14 protein-coding genes and 2 tRNA genes are annotated in these 15687 nt (G+C 62.4%); 5 read left to right on the forward strand and 11 right to left on the reverse strand.

The window, feature by feature from the left end; all coding sequences use genetic code 11:
• Positions 1-55 precede the first annotated feature (55 nt).
• Positions 56-418, forward strand: coding sequence for a diacylglycerol kinase (locus tag C4K40_RS06510; protein WP_022642657.1), 363 nt, complete (start codon positions 56-58; stop codon positions 416-418).
• On the opposite strand, the gene C4K40_RS06515 is transcribed toward C4K40_RS06510, so the two are convergent.
• A complete protein-coding gene (locus C4K40_RS06515) occupies positions 415-1341 on the reverse strand; it encodes a LysR family transcriptional regulator (RefSeq protein WP_053135597.1) in 927 nt (308 codons plus the stop codon). The two genes, C4K40_RS06510 and C4K40_RS06515, sit on opposite strands and share 4 nt — an antisense overlap.
• Positions 1342-1460: 119 nt before the next feature.
• On the opposite strand from C4K40_RS06515, the gene fpr reads away from it, so the two are divergent.
• On the forward strand, positions 1461-2240 hold the full coding sequence (fpr, locus tag C4K40_RS06520; protein ID WP_003198368.1) for a ferredoxin-NADP reductase: 780 nt from the start codon (positions 1461-1463) through the stop codon (positions 2238-2240).
• A 69-nt stretch (positions 2241-2309) separates the two neighbouring features.
• Here fpr and tsaA read toward each other — a convergent pair whose 3' ends face one another.
• The 5 genes from tsaA to rimO all read right to left on the reverse strand — a co-directional run bounded on the left by tsaA (position 2310) and on the right by rimO (position 6244).
• Positions 2310-3005, reverse strand: coding sequence for a tRNA (N6-threonylcarbamoyladenosine(37)-N6)-methyltransferase TrmO (tsaA, locus tag C4K40_RS06525; protein ID WP_022642660.1), 696 nt, complete (start codon positions 3003-3005; stop codon positions 2310-2312).
• A gap of 11 nt (positions 3006-3016) precedes the next feature.
• The gene (locus C4K40_RS06530; protein ID WP_022642661.1) at positions 3017-3478 is read right to left on the reverse strand and encodes a DUF1456 family protein; all 462 of its coding nucleotides are present in this window, start codon (positions 3476-3478) and stop codon (positions 3017-3019) included.
• Between the two features lie 53 nt (positions 3479-3531).
• Positions 3532-4242 carry an rRNA pseudouridine synthase gene (locus tag C4K40_RS06535; RefSeq protein ID WP_053135594.1) on the reverse strand — a complete coding sequence of 237 codons (711 nt, stop codon included), beginning with the start codon at positions 4240-4242 and terminating at the stop codon, positions 3532-3534.
• Positions 4243-4324: 82 nt separating this feature from the next.
• A complete protein-coding gene (locus tag C4K40_RS06540) occupies positions 4325-4798 on the reverse strand; it encodes a GNAT family N-acetyltransferase (protein WP_053135591.1) in 474 nt (157 codons plus the stop codon).
• A gap of 108 nt (positions 4799-4906) precedes the next feature.
• Positions 4907-6244 carry a 30S ribosomal protein S12 methylthiotransferase RimO gene (gene rimO / locus C4K40_RS06545; RefSeq protein ID WP_022642664.1) on the reverse strand — a complete coding sequence of 446 codons (1338 nt, stop codon included), beginning with the start codon at positions 6242-6244 and terminating at the stop codon, positions 4907-4909.
• Positions 6245-6601: 357 nt separating this feature from the next.
• On the opposite strand from rimO, the gene C4K40_RS06555 reads away from it, so the two are divergent.
• Both C4K40_RS06555 and C4K40_RS31490 read left to right on the forward strand, forming a co-directional pair.
• Positions 6602-8443, forward strand: a complete 1842-nt coding sequence (locus C4K40_RS06555) for a potassium transporter Kup (protein WP_371263495.1) — start codon at positions 6602-6604, stop codon at positions 8441-8443.
• Between the two features lie 167 nt (positions 8444-8610).
• Positions 8611-8766, forward strand: a complete 156-nt coding sequence (locus C4K40_RS31490) for a hypothetical protein (RefSeq protein ID WP_157064370.1) — start codon at positions 8611-8613, stop codon at positions 8764-8766.
• Here C4K40_RS31490 and C4K40_RS06560 read toward each other — a convergent pair.
• The 4 genes from C4K40_RS06560 to C4K40_RS06575 form a co-directional block, all read right to left on the reverse strand.
• Positions 8748-10040: a virulence factor family protein gene (locus C4K40_RS06560; RefSeq protein WP_053135581.1), complete on the reverse strand. Its 1293-nt coding sequence runs from the start codon at positions 10038-10040 to the stop codon at positions 8748-8750. The two genes, C4K40_RS31490 and C4K40_RS06560, sit on opposite strands and share 19 nt — an antisense overlap.
• On the reverse strand, positions 10040-12682 hold the full coding sequence (gene mprF, locus C4K40_RS06565) for a bifunctional lysylphosphatidylglycerol flippase/synthetase MprF (protein WP_053135578.1): 2643 nt from the start codon (positions 12680-12682) through the stop codon (positions 10040-10042). The genes C4K40_RS06560 and mprF overlap by 1 nt, the downstream gene beginning before the upstream one ends.
• A gap of 275 nt (positions 12683-12957) precedes the next feature.
• Positions 12958-13034, reverse strand: a tRNA-Met gene (locus tag C4K40_RS06570).
• Between the two features lie 197 nt (positions 13035-13231).
• A tRNA-Met gene (locus tag C4K40_RS06575) sits at positions 13232-13308 on the reverse strand.
• A gap of 291 nt (positions 13309-13599) precedes the next feature.
• On the opposite strand from C4K40_RS06575, the gene dinB reads away from it, so the two are divergent.
• Complete coding sequence (gene dinB / locus C4K40_RS06580) at positions 13600-14664, forward strand: DNA polymerase IV (RefSeq protein ID WP_022642667.1); 1065 nt, start codon at positions 13600-13602, stop codon at positions 14662-14664.
• 56 nt (positions 14665-14720) lie between these two features.
• Here the strand turns inward: dinB and C4K40_RS06585 are convergent, their stop codons facing one another.
• Positions 14721-15674, reverse strand: coding sequence for a hypothetical protein (locus C4K40_RS06585; RefSeq protein ID WP_022642668.1), 954 nt, complete (start codon positions 15672-15674; stop codon positions 14721-14723).
• Positions 15675-15687 lie beyond the last annotated feature (13 nt).

Here is a 15687-nt window from a genome sequence, read left to right on the forward strand (position 1 = left end):
TTTTGACCTTGGTTGAACTAGCTTCCCCACACCTTTTCTTGCAGTTGCCCAGCTTATGTCGCCTTTCAAAGGTCAAACCGGTCTCAAACGCATCCTCAACGCCACTGGCTATTCCTTCGATGGCCTGCGCGCGGCCTTCACCGGTGAAGCGGCTTTCCGCCAATTGGTGCTGCTCAATGTAATCCTCGTGCCCCTGAGCTTCCTGCTCGATGTCAGCCGGGTCGAACGTGCATTGTTGATCGCCGTCTGCCTGTTGGCGCTGATCGTCGAGTTGCTCAACTCGGCGGTGGAGGCGGCCATCGACCGGATCTCCCTGGATCGCCACCCGTTGTCGAAGAACGCCAAGGACATGGGCAGCGCGGCGCAGTTCATCGCCCTGAGCATGATCACCATCGTCTGGGCGGTGATCCTGATCTAGGGAATGCTCGGTAGCACTATCTCGTCGCTGCGCCGTACACCGGAAGTGAAGGCGCGACAAAGCTCGAGGAACTCGCGCATCGCCGAAGTCTGGTACTTCTGCTTGTGCCAGATGAAATAGAACTGCCGGGCCAGGTCCAGGCCCGGTGTTTCCACCGGTACCAGGCTGCCGCGGCGAAATGCGTCGCGCAGGGCCAGCCTGGAGATGCAGCCAATGCCCAATCCCGATTCCACGGCGCGCTTGATGGCCTCCGTATGCTCCAGCTCCAGGCGAATGTTCAGGGCGCTGCGGTGATGACGCATGGCCTGGTCGAAGGTCAGCCGCGTGCCCGAGCCTTGTTCCCGCAGGATCCAGGCTTCGCGGGTCAGGTCCTCCATGGTGGCGTGGCCACGCTTGGCCAGCGGGTGCTGGGGGGCGCAGAACACCACCAGTTCGTCCTCGACCCAGCTTTGCACTTCTATATCCGGATGGTTGCAGTCGCCTTCGATTAGACCCAGATCAATTTCGTAGTGGGCGACCTGTTGCACGATATGCGCAGTGTTCTGCACATGGAGCTTGACCTGGCTTTCAGGGTGCACCTGCATGAAGCTGCCGATCAGCAAGGTCGCCAGGTAATTGCCGATGGTCAGGGTCGCGCCCACCGACAGCGAGCCGAAACCGGACTTGCCATTGAGCAGGTCTTCGATTTCCTTGGCCTGGTCCAGCAGTGCCACGGCTTGAGGCAGCAATTGCTTGCCCAGGGCGTTGAGGCTCAGGCGTTTGCCGGCCCGATCGAACAGCTGGCAACTGGACTGGCGCTCGAGTTCGGTGATCGAGGTGCTCGCTGCCGATTGCGACAGGGCCAGGAGCCCAGCGGCCCGGGAGACGCTCTCTTGCTGGGCGACGGCGACGAAAACCTGGAGTTGACGGAGAGTGAATCGCATATCGATATAACCGATAACCCTTATCTTAATAATCCAGTTAACAGATATTGTCGCTGCCATTAGAATGCTGTGCAATTGCGCTCATGGTCAGCGCAGGCAATTTCTAGGAGTCCCCGTACATGAGCAACATGAACCACGAGCGTGTCCTCAGTGTTCATCACTGGAACGACACTCTGTTCAGCTTTAAGTGCACCCGCGATCCGGGCCTGCGCTTCGAGAACGGTCAGTTCGTGATGATCGGCCTGCAACAGCCCAACGGCCGTCCGCTTATGCGTGCTTACTCCATTGCCAGCCCGAACTGGGAAGAGCATCTCGAATTCTTCAGCATCAAGGTTCCTGACGGTCCGCTGACCTCCCAGTTGCAGCACCTGAAGGAAGGCGATGAAATCATCATCAGCAAGAAACCAACCGGTACCCTGGTTCTGGATGACCTGAAGCCTGGCAAGCACCTCTATCTGCTCAGCACCGGCACTGGCCTGGCGCCGTTCATGAGCGTGATCCAGGATCCTGAAACCTACGAGCGGTTCGAGAAAGTGATCCTGTGCCACGGCGTTCGCTACGTCAATGAAGTCGCCTATCGCGAGTTCATCACCGAGCACCTGCCGCAGAACGAGTTCTTCGGCGAGGCCCTGCGCGAGAAGCTGATCTACTACCCCACCGTGACTCGCGAGCCATTCGAGAACGAAGGCCGCCTGACTGACCTGATGCGCAGCGGCAAGCTGTTCCGCGACATCGGCCTGCCGCCGATCAACCCGCAGGACGATCGCGCCATGCTGTGCGGTAGCCCGAGCATGCTGGACGAGACCAGCGAAGTGCTCAACAGCTTCGGCCTGACCGTCTCGCCGCGCATGCGCGAGCCGGGTGACTACCTGATCGAGCGCGCCTTCGTCGAGAAGTAAGCGCCTCGCATCGAGCAAAAAGCCCGCGTTGCCTGTGAAGGCAACGCGGGCTTTTTTGTTTGTGCAGGATCAGTTGGCCGGCACCACTGCCAATACCCGGATCAGTCCGGGCTCGGGGTAATGCCAGCGCACGTCCAGGTCCCAGAACTGGGCACCGTACTCGCGCTCCGGACTGGGCACCTGATAGGCCGGACGAGGGTCCTGGGCCAGGCACTGCTCGATCAGTTCCAGCAATGGCTCCTGCAGGCGCAAGGCGTGCAGCTGCGCTTGTTCCAGGGCCTGGGGTTGCCATTGCACCGGAATGAGCACCGGCGCGGTGCTGGCGATTTCATTGCGGGCCCCGGCGATGCTGTCGGCATAGGGCACGTAGGGCTTGATGTCGAGGATCGGGGTGCCATCCAGCAGGTCGATGCCGGAGATCCACAGGCGATTCGCCTCGACCCGGTCCAGCTTGACCACCGACTGGCCTATGCCGTTGGGCCTGTGGGTGGCCCGGGTGGCGAAGACGCCCATGGACTTGTTGCCCCCCAGGCGTGGTGGGCGCACCTTGAGTCGTGGCTTGTCCTCCAGGGCCTGGTGGAACAGGAACAGCAGCCAGACATGGCTGACCTGCTCCAGCCCCTGGACCGCGTCGCCCTGGTCGAAGGGCGGCACCAGCTCCAGCACACCGCGGGCGGCTGGTGCCAATTGCGGCTGGCGCGGGATGGCGAACTTCTCCTTGAAACAGGAGCGCACGAAGCCGATGGGGGAGACGCTGTAGGCCATGATCGCGAGGCTTAGCCGCGCACGCGCAGGGTCAGGCCCTTGAGGAAGTTGCGCAGCAGCTGGTCACCGCAAGGCCGGTAGTTGTTGTGCCCGGACTTGCGGAACAGGGCGCTCAACTCTGGCTTGGACACCGGGAAGTTGGCCGCCTTGAGCACGGCATGCATGTCGTCTTCCTTCAATTCGAAGGCTACGCGCAATTTCTTCAGGATGATGTTGTTGGTCACCGGCAGTTCGATCGGCAGCGGCGGGCGGCTGTCATCCTTGCCGCGCTTGAAGATCACCAGGCCATCGAGGAAGTACGCCATGGTCTGGTCCGGGCAGCGCACGAAGCCTTCTTCCTCGTCCTTCTTCAGGTAGCTGACGATTTCTTCGAGGCTGGCGCTGAAACCGGTGAGCTTGATGATATCGACCATCTTCTGGTCGCTGATGTCGAGCATGTAGCGCACGCTGCGCAGTACATCGTTGTGGATCATGTTGAGGTCCTGGTCTGTGCACCTGTCCTGAACGAGGGCAGGGGCTGGGGAATTCAGAATTTCTCTTTGGCCGACAGGTAACGCCATTGGCCCAGCGGCACCTTGCCGATCGATACGCCGCCGATGCGGATTCGGCGAATGGCGATGACCTGCAGGCCGACAGCCTGGCAGAACAGCGCGATCATCCCGGGTTGTGGATTCTTCAAGGCGAAGCGCAGGCGGTTCTCGCTCTGCCAGCTGGCCTTCGCCGGCGGCAGCTCGCGGCCCTTGTAGGTCACGCCGTGGTTCAGGCGGTTGAAGCCGTGCTCGATCATCTGCCCGGAAACCTCGACCAGGTATTCCTGTTCGATCTTGGAGGCATCGGCACTGAGCTTGCGCTGAACCCGCCAGTCCTGGGTGAACACCAACAGGCCGCTGGCGCCGGGTTGCAGGTCGTCGCTGGCATTGAGGCGGGCAAAATGCCCGCGCAGGGGGCGTTTGCCGAAGCGATGCTCATCCGACAGGCTGGCAGCACTGATCGACAGCCGGGCGCTTTCCACGTCCTGGCCGGCGGGTACGTTGAGCAGGATGGTCACAGGCTCCGGCGCGGTGGCCTTGGCCTCGGGGTCGAGGACCACCTTCTGGGCGCCGACCTTGAACTGTGGCTCGTCGATGACTTCGCCATCCACGGTGACCCAGCCGCCTTCGATGAACAGCTCGGCTTCCCGGCGGGAGCAGCCGACCAGTTCGATGAGGCGTTTGGAGAGACGAATCGGGTCGGTCATGACAGGGGCCGTTGTAAAAGAGGGCAGCTATTGTACCTGCCTGGCGCCGGTTAATCGCGGGTCCATTTACCGGCTGTGGCCATTAGCCGCTTCGCGCCTGCGCCTGTGGTTGCTTCAGGCGCATGTGCAGCAGAGGGTAGGGCTGGCCCATGCCATCCTGTTCCGAGCGACCGACGATCTCGAACCCTTGCTTGAAGTAGAACCCCAGGGCGTGGGGGTTCTGTTCGTTGACGTCCAGCTGGATGGCATTCAGGTGTTCCACGGCGTAGTGCAGCAACTGCCGCCCCAGGCCCTGGCCGCGGTGGTCCGGATGGATGAACAGCATCTCTACCTTGCCCGCCGCGACCCCGGCGAAACCATTGATGCGCTGGCGCTGGTCGCGGGTACAGATCAGCATCACCGCATCCAGGTAGCGGGTCAGCACCAGATTCCTCAGCAGTTCGATATAGCTATCCGGGAGAAAATCGTGGGTGGCGCGTACCGAGGCTTCCCAGACCTGGGTCAGTTCCGGGTAGTCGCTGAGTTTCGGGGTATGGATGACTGGATGTTGGCGCATGCCGCCTGCTCCTTGGGCTTGGGTTGAAGCGCATTCCAGAGCAAACGATAGACCTAAAAAAGCCCCGCATCTCGTTGCGAGAGCGGGGCTTGGCAGTTTTTTTACGCCTTAGAGGATCTCGGCCCAGAGATCGTACTCGTCGGCGTCGGTCACCCGGCAGCGGACCTTGTCGCCCGGCTTCAGGTGGCTGGCATTGTCGATGAAGACGTTGCCGTCGATCTCCGGGGCATCGAAGAAGCAGCGGCCCACGGCGCCTTGCTCGTCGACTTCGTCGATCAGTACTTCGATTTCCTTGCCGACGCGCTGTTGCAGGCGTGCCGAGCTGATTTCCTGCTGGTGCGCCATGAAGCGCTCCCAACGATCCTGCTTGACGTCATCCGGCACCACTTCCAGGTCCAGGTCGTTGGCCGGAGCGCCTTCGACCGGGGAATACTGGAAGCAGCCGACGCGGTCCAGCTGGGCTTCGGTGAGCCAGTCCAGCAGGTACTGGAAGTCTTCCTCGGTTTCGCCGGGGAAGCCGACGATGAAGGTGGAGCGGATGATCAGCTCGGGGCAGATTTCGCGCCAGTTCTTGATCCGGGCCAGGGTCTTGTCTTCGAAGGCCGGGCGCTTCATGGCCTTGAGCACTTTCGGGCTGGCGTGCTGGAACGGGATGTCCAGGTACGGCAGGATCTTGCCGGCGGCCATCAGCGGGATCAGCTCGTCGACGTGTGGATACGGGTAGACGTAGTGCAGGCGGACCCAGACGCCCAGGGTGCTCAGGGCTTCGCAGAGTTCGGTCATGCGGGTCTTGACCGGCGCGCCATTCCAGAAGCCGGTGCGGTACTTGACGTCGACGCCATAGGCGCTGGTGTCCTGGGAGATTACCAGCAGTTCCTTGACTCCGGATTTGACCAGGCGCTGGGCTTCGTCGAGCACGTCGCCCACCGGGCGGCTGACCAGCTTGCCACGCATCGACGGGATGATGCAGAAGCTGCAGCTGTGGTTGCAGCCTTCGGAAATCTTCAGGTAGGCGTAGTGCCGTGGGGTCAGCTTGACGCCCTGTGGTGGCACCAGGTCGATCAGCGGATTGTGGTCCTGCTTCGGTGGCACCACTTCGTGCACCGCGCTGACTACTTGCTCGTACTGCTGTGGGCCGGTCACCGCCAGCACGCTAGGGTGCACATCGCGGATGTTGCCTTCTTCCACGCCCATGCAGCCGGTCACGATGACCTTGCCGTTTTCCTTGATGGCTTCGCCGATCACTTCCAGGGATTCGGCCTTGGCCGAGTCGATGAAGCCACAGGTATTGACCACCACGACATCGGCGTCCTGGTAGGTGGACACCACGTCATAGCCTTCCATGCGCAGTTGGGTGAGGATGCGCTCGGAGTCGACCAGAGCCTTGGGGCAACCCAGGGAAACGAAGCCGACCTTGGGGTTGGCTGGCGCGGTAGGGGTGGACATGTCTAACCTCGGTATAGGTGTCTGGCCGCTCGGCGATCTGGATGGATGCGCTGGCGGTGAACGGGCGCTTTGGGCGCCTCTGATCAAAAAGTGCGCAATTCTAGCGATGAGCAGCGCACTTGACCAGCTTTATGCAGGGAAATACGACGAGTGCTGCGCTATGCTTCGCGCCGTTGCGCACAGGCGAATTCCTGTAGTCAATCAAACGTCTGTAACAACAAGTAAAGCCGCACATGCTGCAATACCAAAGCATAGCGTTTCATTCTAAGAAGCCGGGTCTGGAATCAGGAGTATTGGATGGGTCAGGCAAGTAGTCAGGCGGCGGGCGCCGAGCATTCGGTCGCGCGGCCTTTGAGCATGCTGGTCGCGGCGGTAGGGGTGGTTTATGGCGACATCGGTACCAGCCCGCTCTATACCCTCAAAGAAGTCTTTTCCGGCAGTTATGGCGTCCAGGTCAACCATGATGGGGTGTTCGGCATCCTGGCACTGATCTTCTGGTCGCTGGTCTGGGTCGTCTCGATCAAGTACGTATTGTTCATCCTGCGTGCCGACAACCAGGGTGAGGGCGGGATCATGGCCCTGACCGCCCTGGCCCGGCGCGCATCGGCCTCCTACCCGCGCTTGCGCTCGGTGCTGGTGATCCTTGGCCTGATCGGCGCCTCGCTGTTCTATGGCGACAGCATGATCACCCCGGCAATCTCGGTACTTTCGGCGGTCGAAGGCCTGGAGCTGGCGTTCAGTGGCCTGGAGCACTGGGTGGTACCGCTGGCGCTGGTAGTGCTGGTGGCGCTGTTCCTGATCCAGAAGCACGGCACCGATCGCATCGGCAAGCTGTTCGGCCCAGTGATGGTGGCCTGGTTCCTGGTCCTCGGAGGCTTGGGCATCCACGGCATCGCCCAGCATCCTGAAGTGCTGCAGGCGTTGAACCCGGTGTGGGCCGTGCGTTTCTTCATCTCCCATCCGGGCATGGGCGTGGCGATCCTGGGGGCCGTGGTACTGGCCCTGACCGGTGCCGAGGCGCTGTATGCCGACATGGGCCACTTCGGGCGCAAGCCCATCGCCCGGGCCTGGTTCGCCCTGGTGTTGCCGGCCCTGGTGCTGAACTACTTCGGCCAGGGCGCGTTGCTGCTGGAAAACCCCGAGGCGGCACGCAACCCGTTCTACCTGCTGGCACCGAGCTGGGCCCTGATCCCGCTGGTGGGGCTGGCGACCCTGGCCACGGTGATCGCTTCCCAGGCGGTGATTTCCGGCGCCTTTTCCCTGACCCGCCAGGCCATCCAGCTGGGGTATATCCCGCGGATGTACATCCAGCACACCTCCAGCGCCGAGCAAGGGCAGATCTACATCGGTGCGGTGAACTGGTCGCTGATGGTCGGGGTGATCCTGCTGGTGCTGGGCTTCGAGTCTTCCGGCGCCCTGGCGTCGGCCTATGGCGTGGCGGTGACCGGTACCATGCTGATCACCAGCATCCTGGTGTCGGCGGTGATGTTGCTGCTGTGGAAATGGTCGCCGGTGCTGATCATGCCGATCCTGCTGGGCTTCCTGCTGGTGGACGGGCTGTTCTTCGCCGCCAACGTGCCGAAGATCGTCCAGGGCGGTGCCTTTCCGGTGCTGGCGGGGATCGTGCTGTTCGTCCTGATGACCACCTGGAAACGCGGCAAGGAGCTGCTGGTGGATCGCCTGGACGAAGGGGGGCTGCCGTTGCCGATCTTCATCGGCAGCATCCGCGTGCAGCCACCGCATCGGGTACAGGGCACCGCAGTGTTCCTCACTGCTCGCCCGGATGCCGTGCCCCACGCCTTGTTGCATAACCTGTTGCACAACCAGGTGCTGCATGAGCAAGTGGTGTTGCTGACGGTGCTCTACGAGGACATTCCACGGGTGCCGGCTCAGCGTCGGTTCGAGGTGGACTCCTACGGCGAAGGCTTCTTCCGGGTGATCCTGCACTTTGGTTTCACCGACGAGCCGGACGTGCCCGAGGCCCTGAAGCTGTGTCACCTGGACGAGCTGGACTTCAGCCCGATGCGTACCACCTACTTCCTCAGCCGCGAGACAGTGATCGCCTCCAAGCTGGTGGGCATGGCCCGCTGGCGCGAAGTGCTGTTCGCCTTCATGTTGAAGAACGCCAACGGCAACCTGCGCTTCTTCAAGCTGCCGGTGAACCGGGTGATCGAGCTGGGAACCCAGGTCGAGATCTGAGGCCGCCCAAACAAAAAGCTCCCGCCTGGTGGTTCAAGGAAATGGTAGGAGCGAGGCCTGCCCGCGATGGACTTCAGAGCGCTGCGTTTGCCCAGTAGACGCACGCTACGACCATCGCGAGCAATCGAGCGTCGACCGGCCGCTCCTGCAGGGATCACTTCGCTTGAGTGAACAGCAAGACCGCCGCAGGGGTTTTTTGTGCCTGCCTGGATGCCGGGATTGTGTTGCGCCAGGCGAAAAAAAGCCCTCGCTGGGAGGGCTTCTATTTCTCGGGTGTCAGCGTGGCCGATGACCCTGGTACCGTTCAGTTGCTGGCGTTTTGATTGGCCTGGCGCTTCTCGATGATCTCCACCAGACGCTTGGCCAGGGCCGGGTAGTTCTCGTCGAAGTGATGGCCGCCTGGCAGTTTCATCGCTTCGCCAACGGCGGTCTTGTCGGTGCAACCGCTCTCGTTGACTTCTTCCACGCCGTAGATGCAGACCACCTTGGGCGCTGGCAGCTTGGCCATTTCCGGCCCGGTGGCGGCTTCCTTGCCAGCGTTGCCCAGCCAGCCCTCGACTTCGATCTCGAAGCTGCCGGTGCGGGCGAAGGCCAGCAGGATAATGGCGTCGACCCGCTGCTGCTCGGCTTCCGGCAGGCGGTTGTAGATGGCCGGCAGGACGTCGGCGCCGAAGGAGTAGCCGGTCAGGACGAAACGCTTGGTGCCCCACTTCTGCCGATAGTGCTGCATCAGTTCGGTGAGGTCGGTGGCGCTTTGCTCCGGGGTCTTGTGCTGCCAGTAGTAGCGCAGGGTGTCGATACCCACCACCGGATAACCGAGCTTGGCCATTTCCCCGGCCACGTCGCGGTCCAGGTCGCGCCAGCCGCCATCGCCCGAGAGGAACAGGGTCACGGTGTCCTTGGCCTGGCCGGCCGGGACTTCAACCACGGGAATGTTCAGGCCGCCGTTGTCCGAGCCCACCAGCAGCTTGCGCAGTTCGTTGTTCAGCACCTGGGGCAGGTGGACGTCGTAGTCGCTGATGCTGGTGGTGGCATTGGGGGTGTCGCGTACGAAGCCGGCGCTTTCGTCATCCGGGTTGTCGTTCCAGGCCACCAGCCAATGGCCATGGCTCATGGTCTTGGGCAGCGGGTCGGTGCAACCGGGCGCCGGGTCGATGGTGAAGCCCACCGATACGGCCTGGGCCTTGTCGTCGTTTTGCGCGGCGATCCAGCGCCAGGCCAGGGCGGCACCCGGGCCGATGCCGCTGACCAGGGTCGCGGGCCCGGCCAACTGTGGCAAGGCGTTTTGCAGGGCCTGTTCCTGCAGCTTGCAGTCGTCCTTGGGCAGGATCACCTGGACGATCTGCGCTGCGCCGCCGCGGCTCAGGGCCAGCAGTTGCTTGTCGCTCAGGGTCGAATCCGGCAGTACGGCGACCAGTACGCGGGCCTTGGCCTTGGTGCCGGGGGTTACACGGGTCAGGGTCGAGCCATCGGCCTGGGGCAATTGCTCCAGGGTCGGTTCGGGCGCGGGGCGATTCCACCACCAATAGCCACCACCTGCGATCAGTGCCAGAACCACCAGGGTGGCCAGCAGATACCGCCAAGTACGTCGAATCATCAGCGTTTCACCAATCCAGTCAGGCCGCCCGCGATCAGGGCGGCGGTGTCGGCCAGTGCTACCAGCGGGTCCAGCCCTGCCGGCACGGCCATGTAACGGGGTTCCCAGTCAGGCTGGAACTTGTCTTTGAAGCGGCGCAGGCCCTGGAAGTTGTAGAGCTGCTCGCCGCGGCGGAACACCATCGAGCCCAGGCGTTGGGTCAGCGGTGCTCCACGGCGCGGTTGCAGGCCGGAAAGGGGCACCATCCCCAGGCTGAAGCGGGCATATCCATGATTTTTATAATGCTGGATCAGGCCGACCATCATGAACTCCATGGTCAGCTTCGGAGCATCCGGGTGCGCGCGCATCAGGTCGAGGCTGGCCAGGTCGTGGCTATAGGTCTCGAGCAGGTTGGCGAAGGCCACCGGGCGTCCTTCAAAACGAATGATCGCGATGCGGAAGTACTTGAGGTAGTCGTCGCTGAAGCGGCCCAGGGAGAAACCCTTCTCCCGGACGTTCTTGCCGGTCAGCCAGGCATCGGAGATCACCTTCAGTTCGTCCATCGGCGCTTGCCCGGGCTCGTGGATCTCCAGCGACAGGCCGTCGCGGGTACCACGGTTCCAGGTGTAGCGCAGGTCCTTCATCTCCTTGCCCTTGGCTTCCAGGTCGAAGCGCTTGAGATCGACCCGGGCCTCTTCGCCGAGCTTGATCGCGGTCAGGCCGATGTCCATGTAGTAGGGCAGGTTCTCCGCCCGTACCTGGTAGAACACCGGGCGCGCGTGGTGCACATCGCACAGGTCACGGAACTGCCAGATCATCTCGGCACGTTGCTGGGTCGGGCCGATGGGGTCATACAGCGCCACCAGGCTACGACCGCGACGGGCATACATCAGGAATGCATCGTCGTTGGGGTGGAACAGCAGCGCCTTGTCGCCGGTCAGCGCCAGGCCGCCGTCGGGCTGGGAGGAGGCCATGAGGATCTTCGCCGCCTTGTCCAGTTCTTCGCCGGTGGGCAGGTGGATCACCGGGCGCGCGGTGCGCAGCAGCCAGGTCAGGGATACCACCAGCAACAGGACCGCGGCGCCCAGCAGCGAGCGCAGGCCCCGTGGGGCATCGGCGTCGAGGGTGAACTGCCACCACAATTGGTGGCTGTAGGGCACATCCTGGTAGGCGAACAGCAGCAGCCAGATCGACGCCCCGAGCACGCAGACGCTGGCCACCAGGTACAGCGGCGAGAACGGCAATTCGGTGAGGCGGCTAGGACGATAGAACGAGCGACGGAAGACGGCCAGCAGGCTGGCGGTCAAGGTCATCAGGCAGGCTTCCTCCCAGTCGAAACCCTTGAGCAGGGACAGCACGGCGCCCACCAGCAGCAGGATGGTGGTGAGCATCCAGGCCGCCGACAGGCGCCGGCGCAGGCCCTGGGCCAGCAGCAGGCAGAGCACGCCGATCAGGCTGGCGCCGAAGTGCGAAGCGTCCACCAGGCGATGGGGAATCAGGAAGCCGATGTGCTGCAGGCGGGTATCGATTTCCGGGGTGGCGCCGGAGAACAGCAGCACCACGCCGGAGAGGAACACCAGCACCGCGAGGACCGGAGCCGCCAGGCCCGATGCCGCGCGAAGCGTTTGGCGAGTCTGGAACAGGCGCTGGGCTTCGTTGATCAGCAGCAGCACGCAGGCCACCAGCATCGGCAGCACGACGTAGATCAGTCGATACAGCAGCAGTGCCGCCGCCAGTGGCGCGGCTCCCAGCTTGTCGGCGAAGGCCGCCAGCAGGATCGCCTCGAACACCCCGACGCCGCCTGGTACATGGCTGAGCACCCCGGCGGCCAGGGCCAGCAGGTAGACCAGCAGGAATGCGCCGAATGGCGGAGCCTCGGGCAGTAGCAGGTACAGCACGGTGGCGGCTGCGGCCACGTCCAGGGCGGTGATGATCAGTTGCAGGAATGTCAGGCGGCGCCCGGGCAGGCGCAGGGTACGACGACCGATTCGCACCAGCAGGTTGTCGCGCAGGGGCTGTTCCGGCAGGCGGCGGCGATAAAGCCCCATGGCCAGCACCGCGCCGAGCAGCAGTACGGCGATGGCGATGCCGGCCAGCAGGCCCTGGGGCAGGCGCAGTGCCGTCGAGGCGGCGGGCAGGTTGCTCAGGGTCGCCAGGGCGGCCAGGGGCGGCAGGGCACAGCCCAGGGACAGGCTGGCGAACAGGGTCATGTGGGCGACGTCGGCAGCCCCCAGCCCGTGCCGTGCATAAAGCCGGTAGCGCACCGAGCCCCCGGAGAGCAGCGACAGGCCGATGGCGTTGCCGATGGCGAAAGCGGTGAACCCGCCCAGGGCCAGGGTGCGCCCGGAAAGATCGACCCCGGCATAACGACTGGCGGACCACTCATAGCCCAGCAGGATGATGAAGCCGACGATGGTCGCGCCCAGTGCGCCGAGCAGGGCCGGCTTGGGTACTTCCAGGATCGAGTCGTGCAGGGCGTAGAAATCCAGCTCGCTGAGCAGGTGGCGGCAGGCGACCAGGGCAATGGCGAACAGCAGCAAGGTCACCACCAGGCCGAGCGGCTGGCGGTATTTGCTCAGCAGTTCCAGCCAGCGCAAACGAGTGACTGTGATGGGTTGTGTAGCGGTATCGGTGTCTTGTGAATCAGACGTGTTGGCGCGCATCAATCACCTCGTGGATTGTGCGCGACAGGATGGGGGTATCCGGCCAAGTTACCAATCCCTGTGGAAAAATAATTTCAAATATTAACGCGTCTCGGCGTGGCCCGACGACCCGGCGTGGGTGGCGCAAGGACAGGCTTGAGACAGAGCATAGCTTGCATATTGAAGAGTCGAAGCATCGCCAAAGGTTCGCAATACTTTGCCAGGTCTTTGTTGCGAAAGGATTTTTTCTACAGGTACAAAAAAGGCCGCTCTTTCGAGCAGCCTTTTTTGATATTTGGTTGCGGGAGCCGGATTTGAACCGACGACCTTCGGGTTATGAGCCCGACGAGCTACCAGACTGCTCCATCCCGCGTCTGTGGGGCGGCATTCTACAGGTGAACGACCGAGTGTCAACCGTTAATGTCCATCAGGGTCAAATAAGCGTCGATTATTCTACTTCGATGCTTAACCCATGGTCACTCAAGGAGTTTTTCCGAAGTACCCGGGGGGAGGACAAAAATCGACGCGCACAAAAAAGGCCACTTCAAAGAAGTGGCCTTTTTCTATATCTGGTTGCGGGAGCCGGATTTGAACCGACGACCTTCGGGTTATGAGCCCGACGAGCTACCAGGCTGCTCCATCCCGCGTCTGATGTGGCGGAATTCTACAGAGAGTTGAGAGGCTGTCAATCATTAATTTTAAAAAATTGCTTTCGGCTCAACCGGTTAGCCGCTTGAGACGGGCTTTGAAAACCGCGTGGAGGTAGATGGCACGGGGCTTTCAGCTCTATTGCCGAGGGACTATCCATTGAGCGGATAAATCCTCGGGTGGCTCTCGTGCACCCGCGGGATGATGCAAGGTACTGGTGCTATATACAGGTATCGTTAGATACTGGGCGCCTGTCCATTCCGGCGGTCTTCCATGATCTCTGCCTTCCCATGATGCAGCGCAAAATCATCCATATCGATTGCGACTGTTTCTACGCTGCCATCGAAATGCGCGACGATCCGCAATTGGCCCGCAAGCCCCTGGCCGTTGGTGGCTCTGCCGAGCGGCGAGGGGTGATCGCTACTTGCAACTACGAGGCCCGTGCCTACGGGGTGCGTTCTGCGATGTCGTCCCGGCATGCGCTGGCGCTGTGCCCGGATCTGGTCATCGTCAAGCCGCGCATGGATGCCTACCGCGAGGCATCCAGGGAGATCCACACGATCTTTCGCGACTACACCGACCTGATCGAGCCGCTATCGCTGGACGAGGCCTACCTGGATGTCTCCGACAGCCCGAACTTCTCCGGCAGCGCCACGCGTATTGCCCAGGACATCCGCCGGCGCGTTTCCAACCAGTTGCACATCACGGTGTCGGCCGGCGTTGCACCGAACAAGTTCCTGGCCAAGATCGCCAGTGACTGGAAGAAGCCCAACGGGCTATTCGTGATCACTCCGGACCAGGTCGAGGATTTCGTCTCCGAGCTGCCAGTGAGCAAGTTGCATGGAGTGGGCAAGGTCACCGCGGACAAGCTCAGCCGGCTGGGCATAACCAGCTGCCTGCAGTTGCGCGACTGGAGCAAGTTGGCGCTGGTGCGTGAGTTCGGCAGTTTCGGCGAGCGCTTATGGAGCCTGGCGCGAGGGATCGATGAGCGGCCAGTACAGAATGACAGCCGGCGGCAATCCATCAGCGTGGAGAACACCTACGATACCGATCTGCCGGACCTGGACAGCTGCCTGCAGAAGTTGCCGGAGCTGATGGAAACCCTGGCCGGACGCATGGCGCGCATCGACAGTAGCTACCGACCGGGCAAGCCGTTCGTCAAGGTGAAGTTCCATGACTTTACCCAGACCACCCTGGAACAGGCAGGGGCCGGGCGTGACCTTGAGAGTTATCGGCAGTTGCTGAGCCAGGCCTTCAAGCGTGGCGGCAAGCCGGTGCGACTGCTGGGCATAGGCGTACGCCTGCACGACCTGCGTGGTGGTCACGAACAGTTGGAGTTGTTCAGGGAGTCATAGGAGAGGAGGGCGAGCCAGGCACCAGGAGCATGAGCCCATGGTGCCGGTCGGGACAATCAGTTGCTGCCAGGATCCGCCACCAGGCGGCCGGCGTTCTTGGTCAGGGCCTTGAGAAACTCTTTCTGCAATTCCGGATCGTTGCGGGTGAGCTCGATCAGGCTCTGCTCCAGTTCGCTGGCTTCTTCTTCGAGGCCCAGTTGCGACAGGCGCTTGACTCGGTGCACCCACTCACTGACTTCGTCGTCCTCGAGGTCGTCGTAGATCAGCGCGTGGGCCTCCACCAGTTTGCTGCGCAGGCCGGGACTGATGCTCAGGGATGAATCGGAGTGCACCTCGTCCTGGGCATCCTCGACACTGATCTGCAGCTTGCCGATGTGCTTGAGGTCCTGCTCGGAAAACGGGTCGTTCAGGAGGTTCAAGCTCAGCACGCCGTTGCGATCGGTACTCAGCTCGTAGGTCTGCTTGCCAGCCTTGACCTGCACCGGGCGTTCGCTCCAGGGCAGGCTCGAATATTCCACGCGCTTGTCGCGCTGGACCTCGTCGATTGCCGCCAGGTTCTGCTGGGCTCGACCATGGGATGGCATGTTCATGAACGGGTTGACCCCGGAGACGCCGTAGCTGAGCCAATCCTTGGTGACGCTATCCGGCAGGTTGCCCAGGGCGAACACGTTGACCACGTTGGCGCCGACACCGGCCACCAGGGCCACCGCGCCCAGCGGAATCTCGTAGATCTCCCGCCAGGGTTGGTAGGGGGTATAGCGGTCGTAGCGGCGTGTAACCTCGAACTCGGTGACCTCGAAGGTTTTCTGCTCGTGGATACGTACCCGTCGTTGCGGCAGCTCAAGCACCTTGGGCTCGCCGACATCGATCTGCAGGCTGTGGTCGAGCAGCTTGCGCTCGACCCGCTCCTCGTGCTCGCTGCGTTGCGACATCTGGTTGGCGCAGCCGCTGACCAAGAGGGCGCCGCACAAGGCGGCGCCACCGAGGCTTAGGGTGTTTCGCTTGAACATGACTTCTCTATCT

This window comes from Pseudomonas sp. CMR5c (assembly GCF_003850545.1).
GTDB lineage: Bacteria > Pseudomonadota > Gammaproteobacteria > Pseudomonadales > Pseudomonadaceae > Aquipseudomonas > Aquipseudomonas piscis.